Origin of the sequence: Nonomuraea sp. NPDC005730 (assembly GCF_040630865.1) — a bacterium.
In the GTDB taxonomy this organism is placed as follows: domain Bacteria; phylum Actinomycetota; class Actinomycetes; order Streptosporangiales; family Streptosporangiaceae; genus Nonomuraea.
This window is the reverse complement of record NZ_JBEXYK010000032.1, coordinates 74,228-97,005: the sequence shown is the minus strand read 5'-3', so window position 1 is coordinate 97,005 and position 22,778 is coordinate 74,228. Positions and strand designations below refer to the sequence as shown.

General features: G+C 71.9%; 19 protein-coding genes. 10 read left to right on the top strand and 9 right to left on the bottom strand.

From position 1 onward, the window contains the following. Positions 1-60 precede the first annotated feature (60 nt). Positions 61-1,653: a cellulase family glycosylhydrolase gene (locus ABZ444_RS30355; RefSeq protein WP_358004039.1), complete on the top strand. Its 1,593-nt coding sequence runs from the start codon at positions 61-63 to the stop codon at positions 1,651-1,653. Between the two features lie 183 nt (positions 1,654-1,836). Here ABZ444_RS30355 and ABZ444_RS30350 read toward each other — a convergent pair whose 3' ends face one another. The 5 genes from ABZ444_RS30350 to ABZ444_RS30330 all read right to left on the bottom strand — a co-directional run bounded on the left by ABZ444_RS30350 (position 1,837) and on the right by ABZ444_RS30330 (position 8,354). Next, positions 1,837-2,358, bottom strand: coding sequence for a hypothetical protein (locus ABZ444_RS30350; protein ID WP_358004036.1), 522 nt, complete (start codon positions 2,356-2,358; stop codon positions 1,837-1,839). After that, entirely contained in the window at positions 2,355-3,416 is a 1,062-nt protein-coding gene (locus tag ABZ444_RS30345) for a lytic polysaccharide monooxygenase (protein ID WP_358004033.1), read from the bottom strand. Before ABZ444_RS30345 ends, ABZ444_RS30350 begins: the two co-directional genes overlap by 4 nt. A gap of 300 nt (positions 3,417-3,716) precedes the next feature. Beyond that, positions 3,717-4,964 (bottom strand): serine/threonine-protein kinase, encoded by a 1,248-nt coding sequence (locus ABZ444_RS30340; RefSeq protein ID WP_358004030.1) that lies wholly within the window; start codon positions 4,962-4,964, stop codon positions 3,717-3,719. Continuing rightward, positions 4,951-5,922 (bottom strand): LacI family DNA-binding transcriptional regulator, encoded by a 972-nt coding sequence (locus tag ABZ444_RS30335; RefSeq protein ID WP_352358712.1) that lies wholly within the window; start codon positions 5,920-5,922, stop codon positions 4,951-4,953. Before ABZ444_RS30335 ends, ABZ444_RS30340 begins: the two co-directional genes overlap by 14 nt. A 227-nt stretch (positions 5,923-6,149) precedes the next feature. Continuing rightward, positions 6,150-8,354, bottom strand: a complete 2,205-nt coding sequence (locus tag ABZ444_RS30330) for a transglycosylase domain-containing protein (protein ID WP_358004027.1) — start codon at positions 8,352-8,354, stop codon at positions 6,150-6,152. Between the two features lie 192 nt (positions 8,355-8,546). On the opposite strand from ABZ444_RS30330, the gene ABZ444_RS30325 reads away from it, so the two are divergent. From ABZ444_RS30325 to ABZ444_RS30310, 4 genes are all read left to right on the top strand, one after another. Continuing rightward, positions 8,547-9,842 (top strand): cytochrome P450, encoded by a 1,296-nt coding sequence (locus tag ABZ444_RS30325; RefSeq protein ID WP_358004024.1) that lies wholly within the window; start codon positions 8,547-8,549, stop codon positions 9,840-9,842. A 106-nt stretch (positions 9,843-9,948) separates the two neighbouring features. Further along, the gene (locus ABZ444_RS30320) at positions 9,949-11,118 is read left to right on the top strand and encodes a hypothetical protein (RefSeq protein WP_358004021.1); all 1,170 of its coding nucleotides are present in this window, start codon (positions 9,949-9,951) and stop codon (positions 11,116-11,118) included. Continuing rightward, positions 11,115-12,113 carry a hypothetical protein gene (locus tag ABZ444_RS30315; protein WP_358004018.1) on the top strand — a complete coding sequence of 333 codons (999 nt, stop codon included), beginning with the start codon at positions 11,115-11,117 and terminating at the stop codon, positions 12,111-12,113. The genes ABZ444_RS30320 and ABZ444_RS30315 overlap by 4 nt, the downstream gene beginning before the upstream one ends. Before the next feature lie 131 nt (positions 12,114-12,244). Continuing rightward, a complete protein-coding gene (locus tag ABZ444_RS30310) occupies positions 12,245-12,655 on the top strand; it encodes an STAS domain-containing protein (protein WP_358004015.1) in 411 nt (136 codons plus the stop codon). Here ABZ444_RS30310 and ABZ444_RS30305 read toward each other — a convergent pair. After that, complete coding sequence (locus tag ABZ444_RS30305) at positions 12,643-14,049, bottom strand: NAD(P)/FAD-dependent oxidoreductase (protein ID WP_358004013.1); 1,407 nt, start codon at positions 14,047-14,049, stop codon at positions 12,643-12,645. The two genes, ABZ444_RS30310 and ABZ444_RS30305, sit on opposite strands and share 13 nt — an antisense overlap. A 164-nt stretch (positions 14,050-14,213) precedes the next feature. Here ABZ444_RS30305 and ABZ444_RS30300 point away from each other — a divergent pair, with 164 nt between their 5' ends. From ABZ444_RS30300 to ABZ444_RS30285, 4 genes are all read left to right on the top strand, one after another. Then, the gene (locus ABZ444_RS30300; protein WP_358004010.1) at positions 14,214-15,596 is read left to right on the top strand and encodes a hypothetical protein; all 1,383 of its coding nucleotides are present in this window, start codon (positions 14,214-14,216) and stop codon (positions 15,594-15,596) included. After that, the gene (locus ABZ444_RS30295) at positions 15,593-16,687 is read left to right on the top strand and encodes a sialidase family protein (RefSeq protein ID WP_358004008.1); all 1,095 of its coding nucleotides are present in this window, start codon (positions 15,593-15,595) and stop codon (positions 16,685-16,687) included. Before ABZ444_RS30300 ends, ABZ444_RS30295 begins: the two co-directional genes overlap by 4 nt. 141 nt (positions 16,688-16,828) lie before the next feature. Continuing rightward, complete coding sequence (locus ABZ444_RS30290; RefSeq protein ID WP_358004006.1) at positions 16,829-17,587, top strand: IclR family transcriptional regulator; 759 nt, start codon at positions 16,829-16,831, stop codon at positions 17,585-17,587. A gap of 183 nt (positions 17,588-17,770) precedes the next feature. Next, positions 17,771-18,601 carry an SMP-30/gluconolactonase/LRE family protein gene (locus ABZ444_RS30285; RefSeq protein ID WP_358004004.1) on the top strand — a complete coding sequence of 277 codons (831 nt, stop codon included), beginning with the start codon at positions 17,771-17,773 and terminating at the stop codon, positions 18,599-18,601. On the opposite strand, the gene ABZ444_RS30280 is transcribed toward ABZ444_RS30285, so the two are convergent. From ABZ444_RS30280 to ABZ444_RS30270, 3 genes are read right to left on the bottom strand one after another with little or no spacing between them, the layout of a single operon-like run. After that, positions 18,591-19,406: a carbohydrate ABC transporter permease gene (locus ABZ444_RS30280; RefSeq protein WP_358004003.1), complete on the bottom strand. Its 816-nt coding sequence runs from the start codon at positions 19,404-19,406 to the stop codon at positions 18,591-18,593. The genes ABZ444_RS30285 and ABZ444_RS30280 overlap by 11 nt on opposite strands. Continuing rightward, complete coding sequence (locus tag ABZ444_RS30275; RefSeq protein ID WP_358004000.1) at positions 19,403-20,323, bottom strand: sugar ABC transporter permease; 921 nt, start codon at positions 20,321-20,323, stop codon at positions 19,403-19,405. Before ABZ444_RS30275 ends, ABZ444_RS30280 begins: the two co-directional genes overlap by 4 nt. After that, a complete protein-coding gene (locus ABZ444_RS30270) occupies positions 20,320-21,606 on the bottom strand; it encodes an ABC transporter substrate-binding protein (RefSeq protein ID WP_358003997.1) in 1,287 nt (428 codons plus the stop codon). Before ABZ444_RS30270 ends, ABZ444_RS30275 begins: the two co-directional genes overlap by 4 nt. A gap of 159 nt (positions 21,607-21,765) precedes the next feature. Between ABZ444_RS30270 and ABZ444_RS30265 the strand changes: the two genes are divergently transcribed. Continuing rightward, positions 21,766-22,734: an endo alpha-1,4 polygalactosaminidase gene (locus ABZ444_RS30265; RefSeq protein WP_358003994.1), complete on the top strand. Its 969-nt coding sequence runs from the start codon at positions 21,766-21,768 to the stop codon at positions 22,732-22,734. Positions 22,735-22,778: the final 44 nt, after the last annotated feature.

Sequence of the window (22,778 nt, the reverse complement as noted above, 5' to 3'; positions counted from 1 at the left end):
CCCGCACCCGCCGCGAAGACGGCGGGGGGCGGGGTTCCCCGGCCCAGTGAAAGGCAGCCCATGCGATCACTGTTCACCGCGCCGGCCCTCGCCGCCGCGCTCGTGGCCGCTTCGTCGATCCTGCCGGGCGCCGCGGCGCAGGCCGCCACCGGCATCCACGTGAGCGGCACGAAGATCCTGGAGGGCAACGGCCAGGAGTTCGTGATGCGCGGCACCAGCCACGCCCACACCTGGTACCCGGCCCAGACCAAGGCGTTCGCCGACATCAAGTCGCTGAAGGCCAACACCGTGCGCGTCGTGCTCAGCGGCGGCCGGTGGAGCGCCAACTCCGCCTCCGACGTGGCCAATGTGGTCTCCCTGTGCAAGCGGAACAAGCTCATCTGCGTGCTGGAGGACCACGACACCACCGGGTACGGCGAGCAGAGCGGCGCGTACACGCTCGACCAGGCCGCCGACTACTGGATCAGCGTCAAGAGCGCCCTGGCCGGACAGGAGGACTACGTCGTCGTCAACATCGGCAACGAGCCGATCGGCAACAACGCCACCACGCCCGGCTGGGCCGAGGCCACCAGGGCCGCGATCTCCAAGCTGCGCGCCAACGGCATCCACCACGCGCTGATGGTGGACGCCCCCGCCTGGGGCCAGGACTGGCAGAACGTCATGCGGGACAACGCCGCCTCCGTCTTCGCCGCCGACCCCGACAAGAACACGATCTTCTCGGTGCACATGTACGGCGTCTACGACACCGCCGCCGAGATCACGTCGTACCTGGACGCGTTCCGGACGGCCGGGCTGCCGCTGGTCGTCGGCGAGTTCGGGTTCAACCACTCCGACGGCGACCCCGACGAGGACACGATCATGGCCCAGGCCGTGAGCCGCGGCCTCGGCTACCTCGGCTGGTCGTGGAGCGGCAACGGCGGCGGCGTCGAGTACCTCGACCAGGTCACCGGCTTCGACGTCACCCGGCTCACCTCGTGGGGGCAGCGGCTGTTCAACGGCGTCAACGGCATCGCCGCGACGGCCAGGCCGGCCTCCGTCTACGGCGGCGGCACCACCGACCCGACCCCGCCGAGCGCCCCCGGCACCCCGGCGGCCTCGAACGTCACCTCGTCCGGCGCCACCCTGACCTGGCCGGCCGCCACCGACGACGTGGGCGTGACCGGGTACGACGTCTACACCTCGGCCGGCGTCCCGCTCGGGACGACGGCCACCACCTCGATCACCCTGACCGGCCTGTCGCCCTCGACCGCCTACCAGGTGCACGTCAAGGCCAGGGACGCCGCGGGGAACCAGTCGGCCGCCTCGCCCACGGCCTCCTTCACCACCCTGGCCGGCGGCGGCGACGGCGGCTGCACGGCCGTGGGGGCCGTCCAGAGCGAGTGGGGCAACGGGTACGTCCTGCAGCCCGTCACGGTGACCAACACCGGCACGACCGCCAGGAACGGCTGGACGGTGACGTTCACGCTGCCCGCGGGCCACACCGTGACCGGCTTCTGGAACGCCGCGGTGACGGTCGGCGGGCGGACCGTGACCGCGCGGAACCTGAGCTACAACGGCACGCTCGCGCCCGGCGCGGCCGCCGCTTTCGGGGTCCAGGCCGGCCGTCCGAACGGCGACACGTCCGTTCCGTCCGGCTACACCTGCGCCGGCTAGCGAAGGAGGAGGTGAGGCCGATCAACTGATCCTGCCCGCGACACCATCCCGCCCGGATGGGACGGACGCGGCCGGCGAACCCCCAGCCGGCCGCGTCCGTTTGCGCCGCCCACCGGCCGTCCCGGCGCGGCCCCGGTCGGCTGTCCACGGTCCGTCGCGGTCCCTGCCCGCCCATCCCGGTCGTCAGCGTGGGTCCTGGGCGTGGGAGAAACGTTCGCGGGCCGCGTCGATGGCCGCCTCGTCCGAGAAGTCGGCGAACGCCTCGTCGTGGTAGCGGGCGGGGATCAGCGCCCGGACCCGCTCCGGATATCCGGCCCCGGCGGCAGGCACCTTCACCTGCGGCGGCACGCCCAGCCGGACGGCGATGGGCCCCGAGGCCCGGACGGACATCGCCCAGTCGCGGCTCTCGCCGACGATCGCGCACAGGTGCCGGGCGTAGACCCAGCGCACCTCGGCCAGACCGGCGGCGTCGGGTGGGTCCGTGCCGAACGGCTCCACCGCGCACACCACCCGCGACCCGAACCCGTGCCCGTGGTCGTGGTGCTCCTCGGGCGTGGCCCGTTCGAGGATCAGCGTCACCTGGGCGGCGAGCTCCTGGTCGAGCCGCGCCGACTCCTGGTGGGCGGCGAACAGCGTCGCCCCGGCCAGCGCCAGGCCGGCCAGGGCGACGCCTGCCGCGATCTTCCCGCGACGTGTTCCGGTCACGGGCTCGTGCAGGTCAGCGCGGGTGCGGGGCTCGGGATCGAGCCGGTGGCGTTGAAGCCGAACGTGGTGGACGCGTTCGGCGCGAGCTGACCGTTGTAGGAGGCGTTCCGGACGGAGACGTTCGGCGGCTGGGCGGACAGCACGCCGTTCCAGGGCGCGCCGTCGAAGCCCTGGCCGCCGGAGTAGGTCCACTTGACCGTCCAGCCGTTCAGTGACGCCGTGCCGGTGTTCTTCACCGTCACCTCGCCCTGGAAGTGACCGGCCCAGCCGGTGTCGGTGGCCTTCCAGGTGGCGGTGCAGCCGCCGGGAGGCGGGGTGACCGTCGGGGTGGAGGTGGGCGTGCCGGAAGGCGTGCCGCCGCCGGGGCCGACGCCGGTGACCTGGCCGTTGCCGCCGTCGAAGACGACGTCGGAGCAGCTGTAGAAGTTCTCGTTGCTGTCGGAGCGGATCCAGTGGGTGTAGATGATGTGCCGTCCGGTCTTGCCGGAGGGGAGCTGGGCGTTCCAGTAGTAGTAGTTGAGCCCGCCGGGGCCGCCGCTGGCGGGCGGGTTGGTGACGCTGCCGAACGACTCCAGGTCCGACCACTTGAGCGGGCCGTCGGGGTTCCAGCCGTTCTTGGTGACGTAGTAGACGAACGTGCCGGGGTGCTGGGCCCAGTTGCTGTGCCGCATCTGGATGCTCGCGCCCGAGGTCAGGTGGGTCTGCGGCCAGTCGGAGCGGACGGCGTTGTAGGCGGTGAAGTCGTAGGGGCCGCCGGTGCCGCCGCTGCAGAGCTGGCCGTCGGGGATGAAGCCGCTGGTACGCCCGGCGCCGTCGGAACGCAGCACGGCGAACCAGTTGTACAGCGGGGTCGCGCCGCTCTGGGCGACGGCCGCCGCGCAGGCCGGGTTGTAGGACTGGATCTGGCCGTTCTCGCGCAGGCCGTCCTGCCAGCACAGGAAGGTCCTGGCGCCGGGGAACATGGACACGCCGTGGGCCCGCGCCTGCGGCGGCGCGATCAGGACGGTGGCCAGCAGGACCAGGGCGGCGGTGAGCGCCGCCGTTCGAAAGTGTTTCATGGGGATTCCTTCGCGCAGGGGAACACAGGAATCTGCCCACGATCAGCCCGCCCGGCCAGCGCATTGAACCATGGGGAGCACCGTCCCGACAACGCGGTGTGAAACTTTCAGCCGATCTTGGTCACGGTTCCCCTGATGGCCCGGCACCGGGCCGGCGGGCGCGGGGCCGGCCGCTTGCCGTACGAGGGGCGACGCCGGAAGTCTGACGGGCCGGCCGGCCCGACGGCGACACCCGGGTGCCCTCGGGGTACGCCTGCGCCTGACCCGGCGGTCGTGAGGGGTGCGGTCCCGCCATACCCCTCAGCCGGGTTCCATGGCCCGGTCGATCACCTTGAGCCTGGCCTCCAGCTCCGCCCGGCAGGCGGGGGCCAGGCGGCCCTCCCTGGCCCGGTCGGCGACCTTGCGCCGCACCTCGGCCGTGCCGGTGACCGCGGGGCCGCGGACCAGCGAGTCGAGCACCTGCTTGAGGTCGAGCACCACGTCCGCGTCGGTTGCGTCACACGGTTCGCCGCCTTCCAGCGAGTCGTGGAAGCCGTCCACGGCCTGCTCCACGGTTACCGACGTGGCCCGGGAGGCCGGCGGCGCGGAAGACGGCGTCGGGGGCCGCACCGAGGAGGGTGTGACCTGCGGCGACAGCACCGGCTCCGGCTCGGACCGCTGGAACCACAGCAGCACGGTGAGCGCCAGCAGCGCCGACCCCGCCACCGTGAGCCCGCGCCGCACCTGCCGGGCGATCCCGGCCGTGCCGAGCGCCGAGGTGAGCGCGGCGACGATCTCCTCGGCCGTGGGCCGCTCCTCGGGCAGGTGCGCCAGGCAGCTCTGGCAGAGCGAGGCGACGCCGTGCGGCACGCCGGTCACCCGGGGCGGGGGATCGGTCCGGCGCGCCGCCTCGATCTCCTCCCACGTCGTCTCCGGGTACGGGGTGCGCCCGGTGAGCATGGCGAACAGCAGCACGCCCAGGGCGTACACGTCCACGGCCGGGTGGGTGGGGGCGCCGAGGAGGCGTTCGGGCGCGACGTAGGGCGGGGTGCCGCGGTCGTCGTCTGGGTCGCCGGCCCAGGCCGCGATGCCGAAGTCGAGCAGCTTCGGGCCGTCGGCGGTGAGCAGCACGTTCTCGGCGGTGACGTCCCGGTGGACCAGGCCGCGGGCGTGCCCGGCCATCAGCACGCGGGCCAGCCGCAGGGCGATGGCCGCCGCCTCGGTCCACGGCAGCGGCCCCTCGGCGATGCGCTCGGCCAGCGGGGTGCCGTCGAGCAGGGGCATCACCACGTACGCGGCCACGCCACCCTTCGCGGTGACGGTCTCGCCGTAGTCGTAGATCTCGATCGAGTCCCGGTGGATGAACCGGGCCGCGGCGCGGGCCTCGCTGCGCACCCGGACGCGTTCGCCGTGGTCGGTGTGGAGCGAGGCGGTCAGCACCTTGACCGCGACCAGCCGTTGCAACGACTGGTCGAAGGCACGCCAGATGACCGACATGCCGCCGTGGGCCAGCGGGTCCAGCAGCAGGTACCGCCGGGCCAGCACGTCCCCCGGCTCAAGCTGACTCACGGATGACCAGTTCCGTGGGGAGGACGGGGTCGATCCCCGTCGCTCCGGTCAGGAGCAGGCGGGTGGCGACCGTGGCGAGCTCCTCGACGGGCTGGCGGATGGTGGTCAGCGCCGGGACGGTGTGCCGGGCCACGGGGGCGTCGTCGAAGCCGATCACGGCGACGTCCGCGGGCACCTTGCGGCCGGCCCGGCGCAGGGCCTGGATCGCGCCGGCCGCCATCAGGTCGGAGGCGACGAAGACGGCGTCGAGGCCGGGCGCGTGGCGTAACAGCCACTGCATGGCGTGCGTGCCCGAGGCCGCGGTGAAGTCGCCGTAGGCCACGGGCACGTCGGGGGCGCCGGCCGACTGCAGGGTGCGGACGAGCCCTTCGAGCCGGTCGCGGGCGGCGGGCAGGGAGGGCGGCCCGCCGATGGCCGCCACGTTCCTGCGGCCCTGTAACAGCAGGTGCTCGGCCGCCTGCCGGCCGCCGTCGAGGTTGTCCACGTCGGCGTAGGGGAGCTTGAGGTCGTGGGGCGGCCGGCCGATGTTGCGGACCGGGATGCCGGCGGTGGACAGCTTGATGGCCAGCGGATGGCGCTCTCGCGCGCCGACGATGAGGACGGCGCCCGACAGCGCGGGGAGCGTGGAGGAGGTGGGCGTCACGGTCGTCACCATGAGGTGGGTGCCGTGCTCGGCGATCACCGCTCCGGCGGCGGACAGGAGCCTGGCGTAGTAGGGCTCGGAGAACAGGCGGGGAAGATGGTCGCAGATCACCGCCGTGACGCCGTCGGTCAGCGTCTTGGCGGCGCTGCCCCTGGGCGCGCGTTGTCGGACGTAGCCCATGCGGGAGACGGCGTCGTAGACTTGCCGGCGGGTCGAGGTACTGACCCGCACCGAGCCCGTGAGGACTCGAGATGCGGTCGCGGGGGAAACCCCTGCAGCGGCCGCCACCTGTGCCAGTGTGGGCTGCTCGGTCATGGAGCACCTCGCGGAAAGATCCTGGGAGCGCTCCCACGTTACCAATGTTTCGCCGCTGTTAATAGGGCCTTTGCAGGGGGTGCGTCCGCGTGTGCGGACGCCCGCCGAATCTGCTCAGGTGGGGGCGGTGATCACCGCCGGAGGTTTTCCCGCCGCAGGTCGATCACGACATATTGACCATCCGTTAGGGGTATCCGGGACGCGCCGGATACCCCTGTCGCCTGTCTCTAGCGCCTGCCCCGCCCGCGGCCGTGACCGTTGCCGTCGCCGTTCTGGTAACCCTGGCCGGGGCCGAAGTCGCCGTCGGGGTTGGGGTTGACGTCGGTGAGGCCCTGGTCCCTGTCGTCGGGCTCCTGCCTGCGAGGGGCGCAGCCCTGGCCGCAGCCGCCGAAGCGGGAGGAGTCGACCGGGGTGAAGGCCGTCGCCGGGGTGCCCTTGAGCGCGGCCTTCATGGTGGCGTTCCAGATCGGGCCGGGGATCGAGGCGCCGAAGACCGAGGAGTAGTACTGGCCGCCGATGGTGATGCCGTTCAGCTTGTGGGTCGTCGAGCCGCGCGGGTCGCCGATGCTGACCGCGCCGGCCAGATCGGGGGTGAACCCGGCGAACCAGGCGGTGGCCTGGTCGTCGGTGGTGCCGGTCTTGCCCGCCGCCGGACGGCCGATGCCGCCGACCGCGCGCATCGTGCCCTTGGTGAAGACGCCGGACAGGATGTTCGCCGCCGCGTCGGCGACCTCGGGGTCGAACGCCTGCGTGCACTTGGGCTTGTACTCGGTCACCTTGCCGTTGCGGTCGGTGATCTGGGTGATGGCCGTCGGCGGGCAGTACTTGCCGCGCGCGCCGATCGCCGCGTAGGCCGTGGCCACGGTCACCGGGTCCATCTCGTTGATGCCGAGCGTGAACGTCTCGAACTCCTGGAGCTTGCCGCCGTCGGAGCGCTTGATGCCGAGCGACTTGGCGGTCTCGACCACCTTGCAGAGGCCGACCTTCTGCTCCAGCGTCATGAAGAACGTGTTCACCGAGCCCCAGGTGCCGGTGGCCAGCGACTTGAAGCCGCCGCCGCCCTCGTCGTTGGTGACGGTGTGGCTCGGGTCGCCGACGTTCTGGCCCTTGCAGTTCTTGAACGCCCAGTAGTTGGGCGCGGTGTAGCCGCTGCCCACGTTGAAGCCGTCGTTGATCTTCATGCCCTGCTTGAGTGCGGTGAGCAGGGTGAACGTCTTGAACGTCGAGCCGGCCTGGAAGCCGACGCCGCCGCCGTGCACCGCGTCGGCCACCACGTTGTACGACATCTCGTGCTTGCGCTTGGAGTTGCCGTACTTGCGGCTGGCGGCCATGGCCTTGATCTCGCCGGTGCCCGGCTTGACCAGCGCCTCGGAGGCGACCGGGTTGTCGGAGGCGTAGACGTGCTTCTTGATGGCCTCCTCGGCGGCCTTCTGCATCTTCGGGTCGATCGTGGTCTTGATCTCCAGGCCGCCCCGGTTGAGGAACTGGGTGCGGGCCTTCTTGGTCTTGCCGAAGGCCGGGTTGCTCAGGATCTCGTTGCGCACGTACATGCAGAAGTACGGGTACTGGCTGGCGCCGCAGCCGCCGGGCAGCGGGGTGCCCTTGTAGCCGAGCTTCTTGGACCTGGCCTCCTTGTGCTGCTCAGGCGTGATCTTCTTGAGCTCCAGCATCCTGTCGAGCACCACGTTGCGCCGGTTGAGCAGTTGCGCGCGGGAGTCCTTGCCCAGGTTGGGGTCGGTCCGATTGGGGTCCTGGACCGCGCCGGCCAGCGTGGCCGCCTGGGACAGCGTCAGCTCGGCCGCCGACACGCCGAAGAAACGCTTGGCCGCCGCCTCGACGCCGTACGCGCCGGCGCCGAAGTAGGCGATGTTGAGGTACTTGCCGAGGATCTCGTTCTTGCTGTACTTCTCCTCGACCGCCATCGCGTAGCGCAGCTCCTTGAGCTTGCGGGCGTAGCTGGCTTCGAGGGCCGCGTTCTTCTCCTTCTCGGTGGTGGCCGAGTTGAGCAGCACCTGCTTGACGTACTGCTGGGTGATGGAGGAGCCACCCTGGGCGATGCCGCCCCTGCTGAGGTTCTTGGCGAGGGCGCGCACGGTGCCCTCGATGTCGATCGCGCCGTGCTCGTAGAAGCGGTAGTCCTCGATGGAGATGATGGCCGTCTTCATGATGTCGGCCACCTGGTCGAGCGAGACGTTCTCGCGGTACTCCTCGTAGAACTGGGCGATCTGGTTGCCCTTGGCGTCGAGGACCGTCGTCTTCTCGGCGAGCGGCGGTTCTTTGAGGTCTTCCGGCTTGATGTTCAGTTCCTCGGACGCCGAGACGAACATCGCTCCGGTGCCGCCGACCGCCGGCAATGCGATGGCCGCGGCCACCACTCCCGCGGCCATCGCAGCCCCGGTCAGGCGCACGATGCTCGACATTCGGGAACCCATGCGGAAAAACCTCCCCATCTCGGCTTTTGGGTGCATCCTAAACCCGCCCATGACCTGCTCTCTGTAAAAAGACGAAGCGCGCGCCGGCGGTGGATGCTTCTACCCCGGGTGAGACGCCGAAGCACGGGATTTGGTTCGCCGTGTTTCCCGTCGGATTCGTTTCCTGTGGGTCTGCGGGGATAGGGCGTGGTCATGACTTCGCACCGAGTGTTGCCACGCGAGCAGGCGCGGGTCCGTGAGCCGGTCACCGCTCCCCGCCGGAGACCGGTCCTGGACGACACCCTGACCCTGCTGCTCGACCCGTACCGCTTCATCGGCGACCGGGCGCGGCGGCTCGGCTCCGACGTCTTCGAGACGCGGCTCCTGCTCCAGCCGACCATCTGCATGACCGGCGCCCAGGCCGCCGAGGTCTTCTACGACTCCGAGCTGTTCGTCCGGGACGGCGCCGCCCCCCGGCGGCTCCAGGCGACGCTGTTCGGCAGGAACGGCGTGCAGGCGCTCGACGGCGAGGCCCACCGGGCGCGCAAGGCCATGTTCATGTCGCTGATGGGCCGGGAGGGCCGCGACCGGCTGGCCGAGCTGGCCGGCCGGCGCTGGCGCGAGCGCATCCGCGCCTGGGAGGGCATGCCGCGGGTCGTCCTGTACGAGGAGGTCAGCAGGCTGCTGTGCCAGGCGGTCTGCGACTGGACGGGCGTGCCGCTGCCGCCCGCCCGGGTGCCCGAGGTCACCGCCACTCTCCAGGCGGCCATCGAGGGCGCCGGCGGGCTCGGCGCCCGCTACCTGCGCGGCCGGTACGCCAGGATCAAGGGCGACCTGTGGTTGTCCGGCCTGATCCGCTTCGCCCGCGACGACCCCGGCCGCTTCGCCGGCACGGTGACCGGCCTGATCGCGGGCTACCGCGACCCCGACGGCACCCTGCTGCCGGCCAGGACCGCGGCCGTCGAGCTGCACAACGTGCTGCGGCCCACGGTGGCGGTGGCCAGGTTCGTGACGTTCGCGGCCATGGCCCTGCACGCCCACCCGGAGTACTACGAGCGCGTCCGCGAGGGCGACGAGCAGTTCGTCGAGCACTTCGTCCAGGAGGTACGCCGGTTCTACCCATTCTTCCCGTTCGTCGCCGCCAAGGTGGCCAAGCCCTTCACCTGGAACGGCGAGCACTTCCCCGAGGGCCGGCGGACGCTGCTCGACCTGTACGGCATCGACCACGACCCGCGCCTGTGGGACCGCCCCGGCGAGTTCCGCCCGGAACGGTTCGCCGAATGGGACGGCGGCGAGTACGACTTCGTCCCCCAGGGCGGCGGCAACCATTACGAAGGGCACCGGTGCCCCGGCGAGTGGATCACCGTGGACCTGATGAAGCTGGCGGTGACCGCGCTGACCCGCTGGATGACGTACGGCGTGCCGGCCCAGGACCTGCGCATGCCGTCGTGGCGCGCCCCGGCCGTCCCCAACAGCCGTTTCGTCATCGAGCAGGTCGAGGCCGTCTGAGATTCGGGCAGCGCCGGGCAAAGAAGCGTGTTGCCGCGCGGGTGCGCGCGCGAGGGTCTGGCAACGTTCACCAGGGCGATTCTTCCTGGCCTTGGTGGAGGGTTTCATGCGTCGTGTCGTGGACGACGAGGAGCAGGTCGATCAATTGGTCGCGGCCGCCAGGGCGTACTGGGGGGACAGCGCGGGCGACACGGGTTGCGTGGTGGCCGAGGCGTTCGACGAGGACGTCCGGGTGGTGGTGCGCACCGTTCTGGTCGCGAAGGCCGTGTGCGGGCTGCTGTCGGCCCGGCTGGTCGTGCTCACCGACCCGCGGTGGCGGCCGCTGGCCGAGGCGTTCGGGGCCGCCGCCGATCTGGGGCCGCCCGACGCGCTCGTCACCAGCCGGATCGACCCGGGCGTGCGCACCGACATCCCGGTCCTGCACGTGCACGGCACGGGGTCGCTGCAGGCGTACGCGCTGTTCCCGGGTCAGACCCCCGTCTCCTTCGGCGAGGAGCTGCCCGGCCGGGTCGCGGAGTTCTTCGAGCGCCAGGTCTGGCCCAACAGGGAGGCGATCCGGCCGAGCGCCGAGCGTACGGCCTGGCGGGTCAAGGAGGGCTACCAGGTCCGCACCGACACCGAACGCCGCCAGCTCCGCCTCTACGGCTGCTCCAGGCTGCGCCTCGACCCCGGCCGGCCCACGGTCACGGTGTTCGGCCACATGCCGGGCCGCGACACCGAGCTGTTCGAGGAGACCGAGCGGTACGCGGAGGCCGAGGAGTCGGCCAACTGGCTGTTCCTCGACCGCCTGCGCTCCGGCCTGCTGTCGCCGAACATCCTGTGGAGCATGACCGACGTCGCCGTCACGTTCGGCGGCAGCGACCTGCCCGCCTTCGGCGTCCCCGTCATCCAGGCCGGCTGGTCGGAGGGCGCCGCCTGCGGGGCCACCCACCTCGCGCGCACGCCGGAGGAGCTGCGCGACCGGCTCGGCGAGGCCGTCGCCGTACACGGCAAGGCGGAGACGATCCTCGGCCCGGAGCAGCGCGAGCGCGCCCGCCTGTGGTTGTGGCTGCGCCGCTGCGGCGCCGACGTGCCGACCCAGATCCTGCCGCGCTGGGAGCTCGGCCCCGACTATCCGCGGGCCCTGGCGGTCGCCCTGCGGCACGCGGAGCGCGACGGCGACCCGCTCTTCGACGCGGTGCGCCGCATGTGGGAGCGCCGCGACCCCGTACTCACCCGATTCGACTTCCAGGACCTGGCCAAGGCCACACTGACCCCCGCGAGGAGCGCCCGATGACCGGAACAGGACCCATCACAGAGCTCGACCCGGTGATCCTGCCCGCGATCCCGCCCGTCCACGTGACCAGCGGGCGGTTCCCCGCGCTGCAGGTGATCGACCGGCTGCACCGGGGCAGCCAGATCGTGGGCAGGTTCGAGACGTCCGGGCTGGTCGGCTTCAAGGTGTCCGCGCAGGGACGGCCGCTGCGGGTGCAGATGTCGCTGTCCATGGACGAGCGGTCGGTCAGCGGCTGGCACACCGGCACGACGGGCCCCGACTTCACGACGCCCCGGTGTGTCCAGATCCGCTCCCAGGGACGCCTGCGCCAGTGCGTGCTGCTGCGCGGCCGCAACCCGCACGCCCGCGTGGCCTTCGACCTGACCCCCGAGGAGATCCCGGACGACGGCCTGATCTGCGTCGAGGCCCTGGACATCATGGAGGGCGACGGCGTCGGCGACGAGGTGCGCACGTTCCTGTCCGGCCGGGTCCAGGCCGACGGGGCGGCCGGGCTGCGGCTGGACAAGATCGTGTTCGAGGAGCCGCCCGCCGTCGACTACGACCCCGACACGCTCGACGGCTCCCGCTGCGAGCTGTCCTCGCTGATCAGCGGCGGTGGCCTGGCCAACGTCAACCGGCAGGGCGTGCGCGTCCTGCGGTCGGGCATGTTCGTGGTCAACCCGGTGCTGCGCGACACGTTCGGGGCCAGCGGGCGGATCACGCTGCGGCTGGGCACGAAGGCGGAGGCGGCCAGCATGATCCCGGCGACCTGGCGGCGGGTCAACAGCGAGCTGCGCTGGCTGCGGCACGCGACCAGGAAGCTCCTCGGCACGGCGGCCCCCACGGTGGAACGCGTCTACAGCCTCAGGGACGGCGTGGCCGGGCCCTTCGGGCAGACCGTCCACGGGAACGTCACCGAGCTCGTCCTGCCGAGCCCGACGGTCTCGCCGTTCCTCGTGGTGATCGAGCGGGTGCCGGGTGTCCTGCCGACGCTGGAGTCCGGCACCTCGGACTAGCGGGAGCTCCGGATCCCTCGACCCGCGTGACCTGCGACAGCCGGGGAAAGTCCGCCGTTTGGCGGGAAAACTGGCGATCACCTGTGATAACGCCGCTCTGAGGGCAGTTGTCATGGGTGGGCGGGAACGGTTTGAGCATCGAGACGATCCGGCATCAGCAGTGCACGGTCATGCGCGCCACGGGTGAGCTCGACCACGCGGGACGGGTCCGGTTCAGCGCCCACATCAACACGGTGTGGGACTGGTCGCCCGGTCCCGTCCTCGTCTTCGATCTGGCCGACCTGGTCTTCTACGACTCCTCCGCCATCGGCGTGCTGGCCACGGCGATGCAGCGGATGGAGGCGGAGCCGGGCGGCCGGATCATCGTGGTCAGCCCGTCCGACCACCTGCTGTCGGTGCTGCGGCTGACGGACCTGCTCTCCCACGTCGAGCTGCGCGGCAGCGTCGACGAGACCGTGGCGGAGCTGACGGTGGGCACCATCGCGCCGCCCGTCCCCCCGCCCTGGCCAGGGGGGACGTCGGACGTCGCCTACAACCCGTAGGTCTCCAGCAGCCGCAGCCAGATCTCGCTCACGGTCGGGAACGACGGCACGGCGTGCCAGAGCCGGTCGAGCGGCACCTCGCCGGTGACCGCGATCGTGGCGGCGTGCAGCAGCTCGCCGACGCCGGGACCGGCGAAGGTGACGCCGAGCAGCACCTTCCTGTCCTCGTCCACCACGGCCTTGGCGCGGCCCCGGTAGCCGTCGCCCAGCAGGTACGCGCCCGAGACCGAGCCGAGGTCGTACTCGACCGCGCGCACCCGGAAGCCGGCCTTCCTGGCCTCGGCCTCCGTACGGCCGACCGCGCAGACCTGCGGGTCGGTGAAGACCACCTGCGGCACGCCGAAGCCGTCGGCGAGGTCGCGCATGGCGGGCAGGTCGTCGCCGTGCGCCCGCGCCGCGATCACGTCGCCGCAGATCCTGGCCTGGTACTTGCCGATGTGGGTGAGCAGCGCGCGGCCGTTGACGTCGCCGACGGCGTAGAGCCAGCCGCCCGGCACGCCGGTGGCCCGCATGCTGTCGTCGACCTCGACGGGCGCGTCGTCGGGCAGGCCGACCGTGTCCAGCCCGATCCCGCGCGTGGCGACCTTGCGGCCGGTGGCCACCAGCAGCTCGTCGGCCTCCAGCGGCGGCCCCTCGGACAGGTGCACGGTCACCTTGCCGCCCGGCTCGGGCCGCTCGACCCTGACCACGTCGGTGTGCAGGCGCACGTCGATGCCCGCCTCGCCGAACGACCGCGCGACCAGCTCGCCCGCGAACGGCTCGATCCGGCCGAGCAGCCCGCCGCCGCGCACCAGCACGGTCGTCTGCCGCGCGCCGAGCCCGTGCATGGCCTGCGCCATCTCGCAGGCGACCACGCCGCCGCCGATCACCACCAGGCGTTCGGGCACCTTCGTCGCGGCGGTGACCTCGTGGCTGGTCCACGGCTTCGCCTCGGCCATGCCCGGCACCGGCGGGACCGCCGCCGTGCTGCCGGTGGCGAGCACGACCGCCTGCCTGGCCGTGAGCACCCGCTCGCCGCCGTCGGGGGTGGTGACGACCACCCGCCGCTCGCCGTCGAGCCGCCCCCTGCCGCGGACGAACTCCGCCGGCACGCCCTCGACCCAGCTCACCTGCCCGGAGTCGTCGTAACGCGAGACCGCCTCGTCGCGCCGGGCGAGCACCGCGGCCACGTCGATCGGCCCGAGCGAGAGCCCGGGCACCCGGGACACCTCGCCGGCCAGGTCGACCGGGCGCAGCAGCGCCTTGCTCGGGATGCACGCCCAGTAGGAGCACTCGCCGCCGGCCAGCCGCTCCTCGACGATCGCGGCGCTCAGCCCGCCGCGCACCGCCCGCGCGACGACGTTCTCGCCCGCCGGACCGGCCCCGATCACGATGACGTCGAACTCCTCAGCCACGCTGCCTCCCCACACTCGTCCTCGATTCGCACTCTTTCATGCCCTGCTCGCGCCAGCCGAGGTGGCCACGGGCATGAACCCTTTCGGCCCGCGACGGAGAGACCGGGTAGATGCCCGCGCCGTCCGGGGGAGCCCGCTCGGCACCCTCATGAAGGAGCTTCCCCATGCCGGCGCCGTCTCCTGTGTTCGTGCTGCCCGGAAACGCCCTGGGGCGGCATCGGGCGCTGCTGGTCGCGCTGGTGCCCGCCGTCGCGCTGCGGCTGCTCGCGATGGCGGGGTACCGGCCCGCGCTGTGGTTCTGGGCGGACTCGTTCTCCTATCTGGAGGCCGCGGCCGACCCCGTGCCCGGGACGTTCCGGCCGCTCGGGTACTCGCTCTTCCTGGCCGCGCTCGGGCCCGGGAAGAGCCTGGCGCTGGTGGCCGCCGTGCAGCACGCGTTCGGGCCGGCGCTCGCCGTGGCCGTCTACGCCCTGTTGCGGCGGCGCGGCCTGCCCGGCTGGGGCGCGACGGCCGCCGTCGCGCCGCTGCTGTACGACGAGTTCCTGATCCTGCTGGAACACATGATCATGGCGGACGCGCTGTTCACCGTGCTGGTCACGGCCGGGATCCTGGCGCTGTCGTGCCGGCTCGCCCGGGTCACGGCGGCCGCCGGCGGCGTGCTGCTCGGCCTGGCCGCCGTCACCCGCACGATCGGGGTGGCCGTCCTCGTGGTGGCCGCCGCCTGCCTGCTGCTGCGCCGTCCCGGGCCGCGCGCGCTGCTCTGTCTGGTCCTGGCGGGCGCGGCGCCGCTGCTCGGGTACGCCTCCTGGATGTGGGCCACCAGCGGCACCTTCGGCCTGACCAAGGCCGACGGCCTGTTCCTGTGGGCCCGCACGATGACCTTCGCCGACTGCACGGTCATCAAGCCGGAGCCCGAGCTGGCCCCCCTCTGCCCGAGGACGCCGGTGGCCGGGCGGCCCTCTCCCGCCCACTGGATGTGGGGGCCCACCCTGGCCGCCGTCCCCGGCGACCGGAACGCGCTGGCCGGCCGCTTCGCCCGCGAGGCCGTCCTCGCCCAGCCCGGCGACTACCTGGCCGCCGTCGGGCGCGACCTGCGGTGGCTGCTGCGCTGGGAGCGCGCCACGGCCAGGAAGGTGTCGGCCGGGAAGACCAATCCGTACTGGTTCCCCTACGAGGAGCGTCCGCTGCGCGCGTCCGTACGGCGGATCGCCGGGGCGTACGAGGGCGGGCCGGCGGACACGCGGATCGTCGAGCCCTACGCGGGCTGGCTGCGGGCCTACCAGCGCTTCGGCTACCTGCCGTACCCGGTGCTCATGGCGCTGCTCGGGGGCGCGCTCGCGGTGGCGGCCGTACGGCGGCGGCCGGACGCGCTGCTGCCAGGTGTGACCGCCGCCGTGCTGGTCGTGGCGCCGTCCTTCCTCAACGGGTACGACGTGCGGTATGTCGTACCGGCTCTCCCGCTGGCCTGCCTGGCCACCGGGCTGGCATCGGGACGTCCGCCGGAGGTCGGGAGACGTTCACCTGCGGGGCCTAGCGTTCGCGCATGACTCCTCACCCCACGTCCGTGGTGTACCGGGCGGCGTCCGAGGGTTATCACACCTTCCGCATCCCGGCCGCCGTCGTGACGGCGGCGGGGACCGTCCTGGCCTTCGCCGAGGGGCGGCGGGGGTCGGCCGGGGACTCGGGGCACATCGACCTGGTGCTCAGGCGGTCGTCCGACGGCGGCCTGACGTGGGGCCCGCTCCAGGTGGTCGCCACGGAACCGAACCGCGGCACGGTCGGCAACCCCGCGCCCGTGGTGCTGGACGACGGCCGGATCCTGCTCGTCACCGTCCGGCAGGGCCCGTCGGCGACGGAGGAGAAGATCAGGCGCGGCCAGGTGCCGGCGGCCGCGGGGCGGCGGGTGTTCGTCCAGGTCAGCGCGGACGACGGGGTCACCTGGCCGGCTCCGCGCGAGATCACCGCCCAGGTCAAGCGCCCCGAGTGGCGCTGGTACGCCACCGGCCCCGGGCACGCCGTCCGGCTCCGGAGCGGGCGCGTCGTGGTGCCGGGCAACCACTCCCTGCCCCCGTCCGGCCCGGACGACGGCACCGAGGGCCGGTACAACGGCGGCCACGCGCTGCTCAGCGACGACGGCGGCCGTACCTGGCGCATCGGCTACGTGGACGACAACCCCGACGGGTACGTCAACGTCAACGAGACCACCGCGACCGAATTGCCCGACGGCCGCCTCTACCTCAACGCCAGGACGGACTCCGCCGCGCCGGGCACCCGCGCCGACGCCCGCTCCTCCGACGGCGGACAGCGGCTCGACCTGCCCTTCCGTCCGCAGGCCGGGCTGGTGGGGCCGGTGGTGGAGGGCAGCGTGCTGTGGTGCGAGCCGCCCGGCGTGCTGCTGTTCTCCGGCCCGGCCGCGCCCGACGCGCGGGCCCTGATGACGGTACGGGCGAGCATCGACGCCGGGGTCACCTGGCATCCCGTGCACACCGTGTCGGGCCTGCCCGCCGCCTACTCCGACCTGGTCAGGGTGGACGACGACACGGTGGGGCTGCTGTTCGAGACCGGCGACTTCGGGCCGTACGAGAGCATCGCCTTCCGGCGCCTCCCGGTCGCCGAGCTCGACCCCCGCCGGGCGTAGCCGCCCGTTCCTTTCCTGAGCGCTGTGCTGACACAGGGCTGTGCTGACTACGCTGAGACAACCACTGTGCGACCGCGTGTGCGGAGTGTTCCGCATTACGCGCTAGCATTCCGATCAGCGGAACAGGCGAGGGAGAGTTCAGTGGCTGAGACCCAGTCCCCTGTGGGGAGCGTCGATCGTGCCCTGCTGATCCTGCAGGAGATCGGGAGGCACAGCAGGGGAGTGACGCTCGACGAGCTGGCCACCAGGCTGCGGCTGCCGAAGAGCTCGCTCCACCGCCTGCTCGGGGCGTTGAAGCACCGGGGCTTCGCGGCCCAGCCGGAGCCGAGCGGGCCGTACTTCCTCGGCACCGAGATGCTGGCCACGGCCTTCCGGTTCTACGAGACGATGGACCTGCGCACGCTCGTCCGGCCGCTGCTGCTGCGGCTGAGCGAGGAGTTCTCCGAGACCGTGCACATGGCCATGCTCGACGGCGGCGAGGTCGTCTACCTGGACAAGGTCGAGGCGGTGCGGTCGATCACCATGACCTCGGTGGTCGGCGGGCGCAACGCGGCCCACTGCACCGGGGTGGGCAAGGCGCTGCTGGCCTGGACGTACCCGACGGACGAGGCGGTCAAGGCGTGGGCCGAGCGCTACGGGCCGCTGTCCACCAGGACCAGGAGCACCATCACGAACCCCGCCAAGCTGGCCATCCACCTCGACCAGGTCAGGCAGCGGGGGTACGCGCTCGACCTGGAGGAGAACGAGCCGGGCGTGCGGTGCGTGGCGGCACCGGTCTTCCTGGGCAAGACCGCGCCGGTGGCGGCGGTGAGCGTGACCGCGATCAAGGACCGCATGTCGGTCGCCCGCCTCGAAGAGGTCGGCCACGGCCTCCGCCGCGCCATCTCGGCCCAGGTCTGACCCCACCCGCAAGACGCCCACCCCCGCACCCGCGACGCTGCCCCCCGGTAACGCCGGGCTTCCGGCCTCCGCGTCGGACGGTGGCGCCGGCTCGTCCCCCTCTCCCCAAAGGGACCTCGACCGGCTACGGTCGGAACGAACGCGGAACTGCATTCCGTATCACGGACCAGAAGGACACAGGGCATGAAGCTGGAGAAGGTCCCCGTCCCCCGTGCCACCCTCGCGGAGGGCCCGAGGTGGGACGCCGCCACGGGCACCCTGCTGTGGGTCGACATCCCCGCCGGCCACGTGCACCGGCTGGACCCGGCCGGCGACGAGCGGGAGACGATCGAGCTGGGGCAGCCGGTCGGCGTCGCCGTGCCCCATGCCTCCGGCGGCCTCATGCTGGCCCTGAGGGACGGCTTCGCCCGGCACGCGGACGGCCGCACCGAGCTCGTCGCCCGGCCGCCCGAGCCCGAGGGCAACCGGATGAACGACGGCGCCTGCGACCGCGCGGGCCGCTTCTTCGCCGGCACCAAGGCCGAGGACGACACCCCCGGCGCGGGCTCGCTCTACCGCCTGGCCCAGGACCGTACGTGCGACAAGGTGCTGGCCGGCGTCACGATCTCGAACGGCATCGGCTGGAGCCCCGACGAGCGCCTGATGTACTACGTGGACACCGCGACCGACCGGATCGACGTCCTCGACTACGACCCGGCGACCGGCACGCTCGACGGCCGCCGGGAGTTCGCCGCCCTCCCGGGCCCCGACGGCCTGACGGTGGACGCCGCCGGCCACGTGTGGGTCGCGCTGTGGGGCGGCGCGACGGTCGTCCGGCTGCGGCCGGACGGGCGTACGGACCTCACCGTGGAGGTCCCCGCGGCCAACGTGACGAGCTGCGCCTTCGGCGGCCCCGACCTCGACGTGCTCTACGTGACCACCGCCTGGGACGGCGGCGCCGGCGGGGAGCTGTGGCGCTGCCGCACGCCCCACACCGGCCTGCCCGCCAACCCCTACCGCGGCCTCACCCCTTGACCGCCCCGGTCAGCGCCTGCACGAACCGGCGCTGGCCGAACAGGAACACGGCCAGCACCGGCAGCGTGGTCAGCACCGTGCCCGCCATGATCGCGGGCCAGTCGGCCCGGTGCTGGCCCTGGAACGTGGTCAGCCCCGCCTGCACGGTGTAGTTCGCCTCGGAGTTGATCACCACCAGCGGCCAGAAGAGATCGTTCCAGGCCGTGATGAACGTGATCACGGCGAGCGCCGCCAGCGCCGGCTTGGCGACCGGCAGCACCACCCGGAAGAACAGCGCGACCCGCGAGCATCCGTCGATCCGCGCCGCCTCCTCCAGCTCCCTCGGGAAGGACTGGAAGAACGACGTCATCAGGTAGATCCCGACCGACGAGCTGAGCTGCGGGATGACCAGCGCCCCCAGAGTGTCCACCAGCCCGGCCTGGCTGAACATCAGGAACGTCGGGATCACGGTGAGCTGGAACGGGATCAGCGCGGTCGCGATGATCAGGACCAGCGTCAGCCGGGAGCCGATGAACCGGATCCGGGCGAAGGCGTACCCGGCCATGCTGCAGAGCACGACCTGGGCCGCCACGATGGCGCTCGACACCAGCACGCTGTTGAGGAACCAGCGGGGGAAGTCGGAGCGCTCCATGACCGTGCGGTAGCCGCCGAGGTCGATGCCCTCCGGCAGGATCGGCGGCGGGAACCTGTTCAGCTCGGCCTGCGTCATGACCGAGCTGAGCACCAGCCACACGAACGGCAGCAGCGTCACCACCGACATCGGCGCGAGCACCAGGTGCCACTTGCTGGGCAGGCGTCGCCTCATCGCACGGCCCCTCTCCGCCGCGCGACCACCAGGCCCACGACGATCAGCAGCAGCGTCCCGGCGAACAGCGTGTACGCCACGGCCGCGCCGTACCCGGCGGCCGAGTAGCGGAAGGCGAGTTGCCAGACGTAGTAGACGATGGTCACGGTCGCGCTGGCCGGGCCGCCCTGGGTCGTCGTCATGACCAGGTCGAAGAACTGCAGCGCGTCGATCACGCCCCAGACCGCGAGGAAGACCGTGATCGGCCGTACGGACGGGACGATGATGTGCCGGAACGTGGCCCACCGCCCCGCGCCGTCGATGGAGGCCGCCTCCAGCACCGCCTTGTCGATCTCCTGGATGGCCGCCAGGTAGATCACCACGGCGAAGCCGAACCTGGTCCAGAAGAAGATCAGCGTGAGCACGTACATGGCCTGTGACGGGCTGCTCAGGAAGCCCTGGAGCGGCAGGCCGAGCCGGCCGAGCACGCCGTTCATCAGGCCGAAGTCGCGGTCGAAGATGTAGCCCATGAGCAGGCCGGCCGAGGTGGCCGAGGCCACGTACGGCACCAGGAAGGCGGTCCGGTAGAACCCGATGCCGCGCACCTTCCTGTTCAGCAGCACCGCCACCACCAGGCCGAAGACCAGCGAGGCGGGGATGTAGAGCACCAGCAGCAGCCCGGTGTTGCGGACCGCCTGGAAGAACACCGGGTCCTGGAACAGCGCCCGGTAATTGTCCAGGCCGACGTTCTCGGGCGTCTTCATCAGGTCGGAGTCGGTGAACGACAGCGCCAGCGCCCATGCCATCGGCACCAGCGCGAACCCGAGGATGATCAGCGTGGCGGGGCCCGCGAACGACCAGCCCGCGACGTGGTCGCCGAGCCCGCGGCTCTTCCTGGCGTGCCGGGCGGCGGGCGCGCCGACGGCGGCGCTGCTCATGAGCCCGGCACCGCCAGCACCGCGTCGGACTTGGCCGCGGCCTCGTCCAGGGCGGTCTTGGCGTCGGCCTTGCCCAGCAGCGCCTGCGCGATGGCCTCGGCGACGAAGGACGACACACGGGGGTACTTGGTGGAGGGCGGCCTGACCCGCTTGGCGTTGGCCAGGTTCTCGGAGATCACCTCGATGCCCGGGTATTTCTGCAGATAGTCCCGGTAGCCGGGCAGCTTGGTGATCGACTCCCTGATGGGCAGCGAGCCCGTGTCGCTCATCCACACGAGCTGCTGCTCGGCGGCCGTCAACCAGCTCAGGAACGCGGTCGCCGCCTTCACGCGGCGCTCGTCGTGCTCGAACACCACCCAGTTGTCCGGGCCGGAGACGGTCTCGTGGTTGCCGTTGGTGCCGGGCAGCCGCGCGACGCCGTAGTCGACCTTGGCCGCCTGGAGGTCGGGCAGGACCCAGGGGCCGGAGAGGAACATGGCCAGCCGTCCGGACTCGAACAGCTTCTGGCCCTTCTCGGCGGGGCTGGAGTCGAGGTAGACCGACTTGTCGTCCACGGCCATGCCCCGGACCAGGCCGAGCGCCTGCTGCCCGGCGGCGGAGTTGAACGCCGCCTTCTTGTGGTCGGGGGTGAGGATGTCGCCGCCCGCCTGCCACAGCAGCGGCCAGAGCCCCCAGACGGCCTCCTCGCCACCGCTGATCGCCCAGGTGGTGCCGAAGACGCCCTGCCGCGCGTCGGTGGTCTTCCTGGCGATGTCGCGGAAGTCGTCCCAGGTCCAGTCGGGGCCGGGGGCCTTGACGCCCGCCTTGGCCAGCAGCTTCCTGTTGTAGAGGACGACCATGTTGTCCACCACGGCGGGGAAGCCGATGACCTTGCCCTGGACGGTGACCGCCTCGCGCTCGTTGGCCCAGAAGTCGTCCCAGCCGACGGTCGGGTCCTTGACGTGGGAGGTGAGGTCGGCGGTCTTGGGGTTCCTGGCCACGTTGGGGGCCCAGGAGCCGTACAGGTAGGCGATGTCGGGGTAGGCGTCGGAGGCGAGCGCGGCAGTGATCTTGGGTAGCATGCCGTCTGCGGTCGCGCCGCCGGACTCGGTGCTGACCTTGATGTCGGGGTGACTCTGGTTGAACCGGGCGACCAGTTTCTCGATCGACTTCGCCGAGGTGTCCTCCTGGCCGTGCCAGATGGTGATCTCGACCGGGCCGTCCGCCCGTTCCTGTCCTCCGCCGCCGCAGCTCGCCGCGGCCAGAGCCAGGGCGACGACGGCCAGGGTCGTACGGGGCCTCATCGGGCGGTCTCACGGATGTGGTGAATGGGTCGTGCCATGGGGTTCCCTCCACAGAGCACGGCGGGCGTGGCGGCCCGCTGCGTGCGGCGAGTATAGTCACGCATCCACGATGCAGACTAGAGTTCCATCAGACGGAATGAGGACGCGAACGTGCGAACCTTGACCCTTTTAGCCCGGCTGGCCGCGGTCGCGGCCCTGAGCTGCGCGACGCTCGCGGCGCTCGCCGCCCCGGCCACGGCCCAGACGGCCGGGGCGGCGGAGACGGCGCAGGCGGCGCAGGCGGGGCCGTGGCAGCCGCCGCTGCAGAGCCGCTGGCAGTACCAGCTCCAGGGCAACGCCAAGTACGCCGCCACCGGCGGCGTCAACGTCGACATCTGCGCGGCCCCCCAGTCGGGCGGCGCCTGCGTCAGGCCGGCGGTGTTCGACATCGACCTCTACGCCGACGGCGACGTGGTGGGCAACAACACCACGCTCAACACCGCGGCGGTGAAGGCCATCCACGCCCGCGGCGCGAAGGCCGTCTGCTACGTCGACGCCGGCTCGATCGAGGAGTACCGGCCCGACTACCAGCAGTTCGTCGCCTGGCACAAGAGCCATGGCAACTCCCTGCTCGGCAAGCCGTTCAGCGCCGAGTTCCCCAACGAGCGCTGGGCCAACGTCAACAACGACCAGGGCCAGCGGGACTTCCTGCTGAAGATGATGGAGGCCCGGGTCGACAAGTGCGCCCAGGCCGGCTTCGACGGGGTCGAGTTCGACGTCGTCAACGCCCACGAAGAGGGCAAGTCGGTCACCGGCTGGACCGTCAGCCCCGCCACCCAGCTCGTCTACAACAAGGCGCTGGCCGACCTGGCCCACCGCAAGGGCCTGTCCGCGGCGCTCAAGAACGACCTCAGTCAGGCGGCCGAGCTGGTGTCCAGCTTCGACTACGCCGTCAACGAGGAGTGTTTCCAGTACGACGAGTGCGGCCGGCTGAGCGTCTTCGTCAAGGCGGGCAAGCCGGTGTTCCAGGTCGAGTACGAGACGGCGCCGTCGTCCTTCTGCCCGAAGGCGGCCAAGCTCGGCATCAACGCGATCAAGAAGGCCGTGGACTACTCGCTGAAGGACACGCCGTACAAGCCGTGCAGGTAACAGGAGCCCCGCCGGTCACGGGCTGAGCGGGGCCCTTGGGGGGT

Excerpts from the sequence above, each read along its gene's own strand:
- ABZ444_RS30345 (WP_358004033.1), bottom strand. The coding sequence starts at position 3,416 with ATGAAACACTTTCGAACGGCGGCGCTCACCGCCGCCCTGGTCCTGCTG.
- ABZ444_RS30325 (WP_358004024.1), top strand. The coding sequence starts at position 8,547 with ATGACTTCGCACCGAGTGTTGCCACGCGAGCAGGCGCGGGTCCGTGAG.
- ABZ444_RS30315 (WP_358004018.1), top strand. The coding sequence starts at position 11,115 with ATGACCGGAACAGGACCCATCACAGAGCTCGACCCGGTGATCCTGCCC.
- ABZ444_RS30270 (WP_358003997.1), bottom strand. The coding sequence starts at position 21,606 with ATGAGGCCCCGTACGACCCTGGCCGTCGTCGCCCTGGCTCTGGCCGCG.
- ABZ444_RS30335 (WP_352358712.1), bottom strand. The coding sequence starts at position 5,922 with ATGACCGAGCAGCCCACACTGGCACAGGTGGCGGCCGCTGCAGGGGTT.
- ABZ444_RS30275 (WP_358004000.1), bottom strand. The coding sequence starts at position 20,323 with ATGAGCAGCGCCGCCGTCGGCGCGCCCGCCGCCCGGCACGCCAGGAAG.
- ABZ444_RS30285 (WP_358004004.1), top strand. The coding sequence starts at position 17,771 with ATGAAGCTGGAGAAGGTCCCCGTCCCCCGTGCCACCCTCGCGGAGGGC.
- ABZ444_RS30300 (WP_358004010.1), top strand. The coding sequence starts at position 14,214 with ATGCCGGCGCCGTCTCCTGTGTTCGTGCTGCCCGGAAACGCCCTGGGG.
- ABZ444_RS30330 (WP_358004027.1), bottom strand. The coding sequence starts at position 8,354 with ATGGGTTCCCGAATGTCGAGCATCGTGCGCCTGACCGGGGCTGCGATG.
- ABZ444_RS30320 (WP_358004021.1), top strand. The coding sequence starts at position 9,949 with ATGCGTCGTGTCGTGGACGACGAGGAGCAGGTCGATCAATTGGTCGCG.
- ABZ444_RS30295 (WP_358004008.1), top strand. The coding sequence starts at position 15,593 with ATGACTCCTCACCCCACGTCCGTGGTGTACCGGGCGGCGTCCGAGGGT.
- ABZ444_RS30355 (WP_358004039.1), top strand. The coding sequence starts at position 61 with ATGCGATCACTGTTCACCGCGCCGGCCCTCGCCGCCGCGCTCGTGGCC.
- ABZ444_RS30280 (WP_358004003.1), bottom strand. The coding sequence starts at position 19,406 with ATGAGGCGACGCCTGCCCAGCAAGTGGCACCTGGTGCTCGCGCCGATG.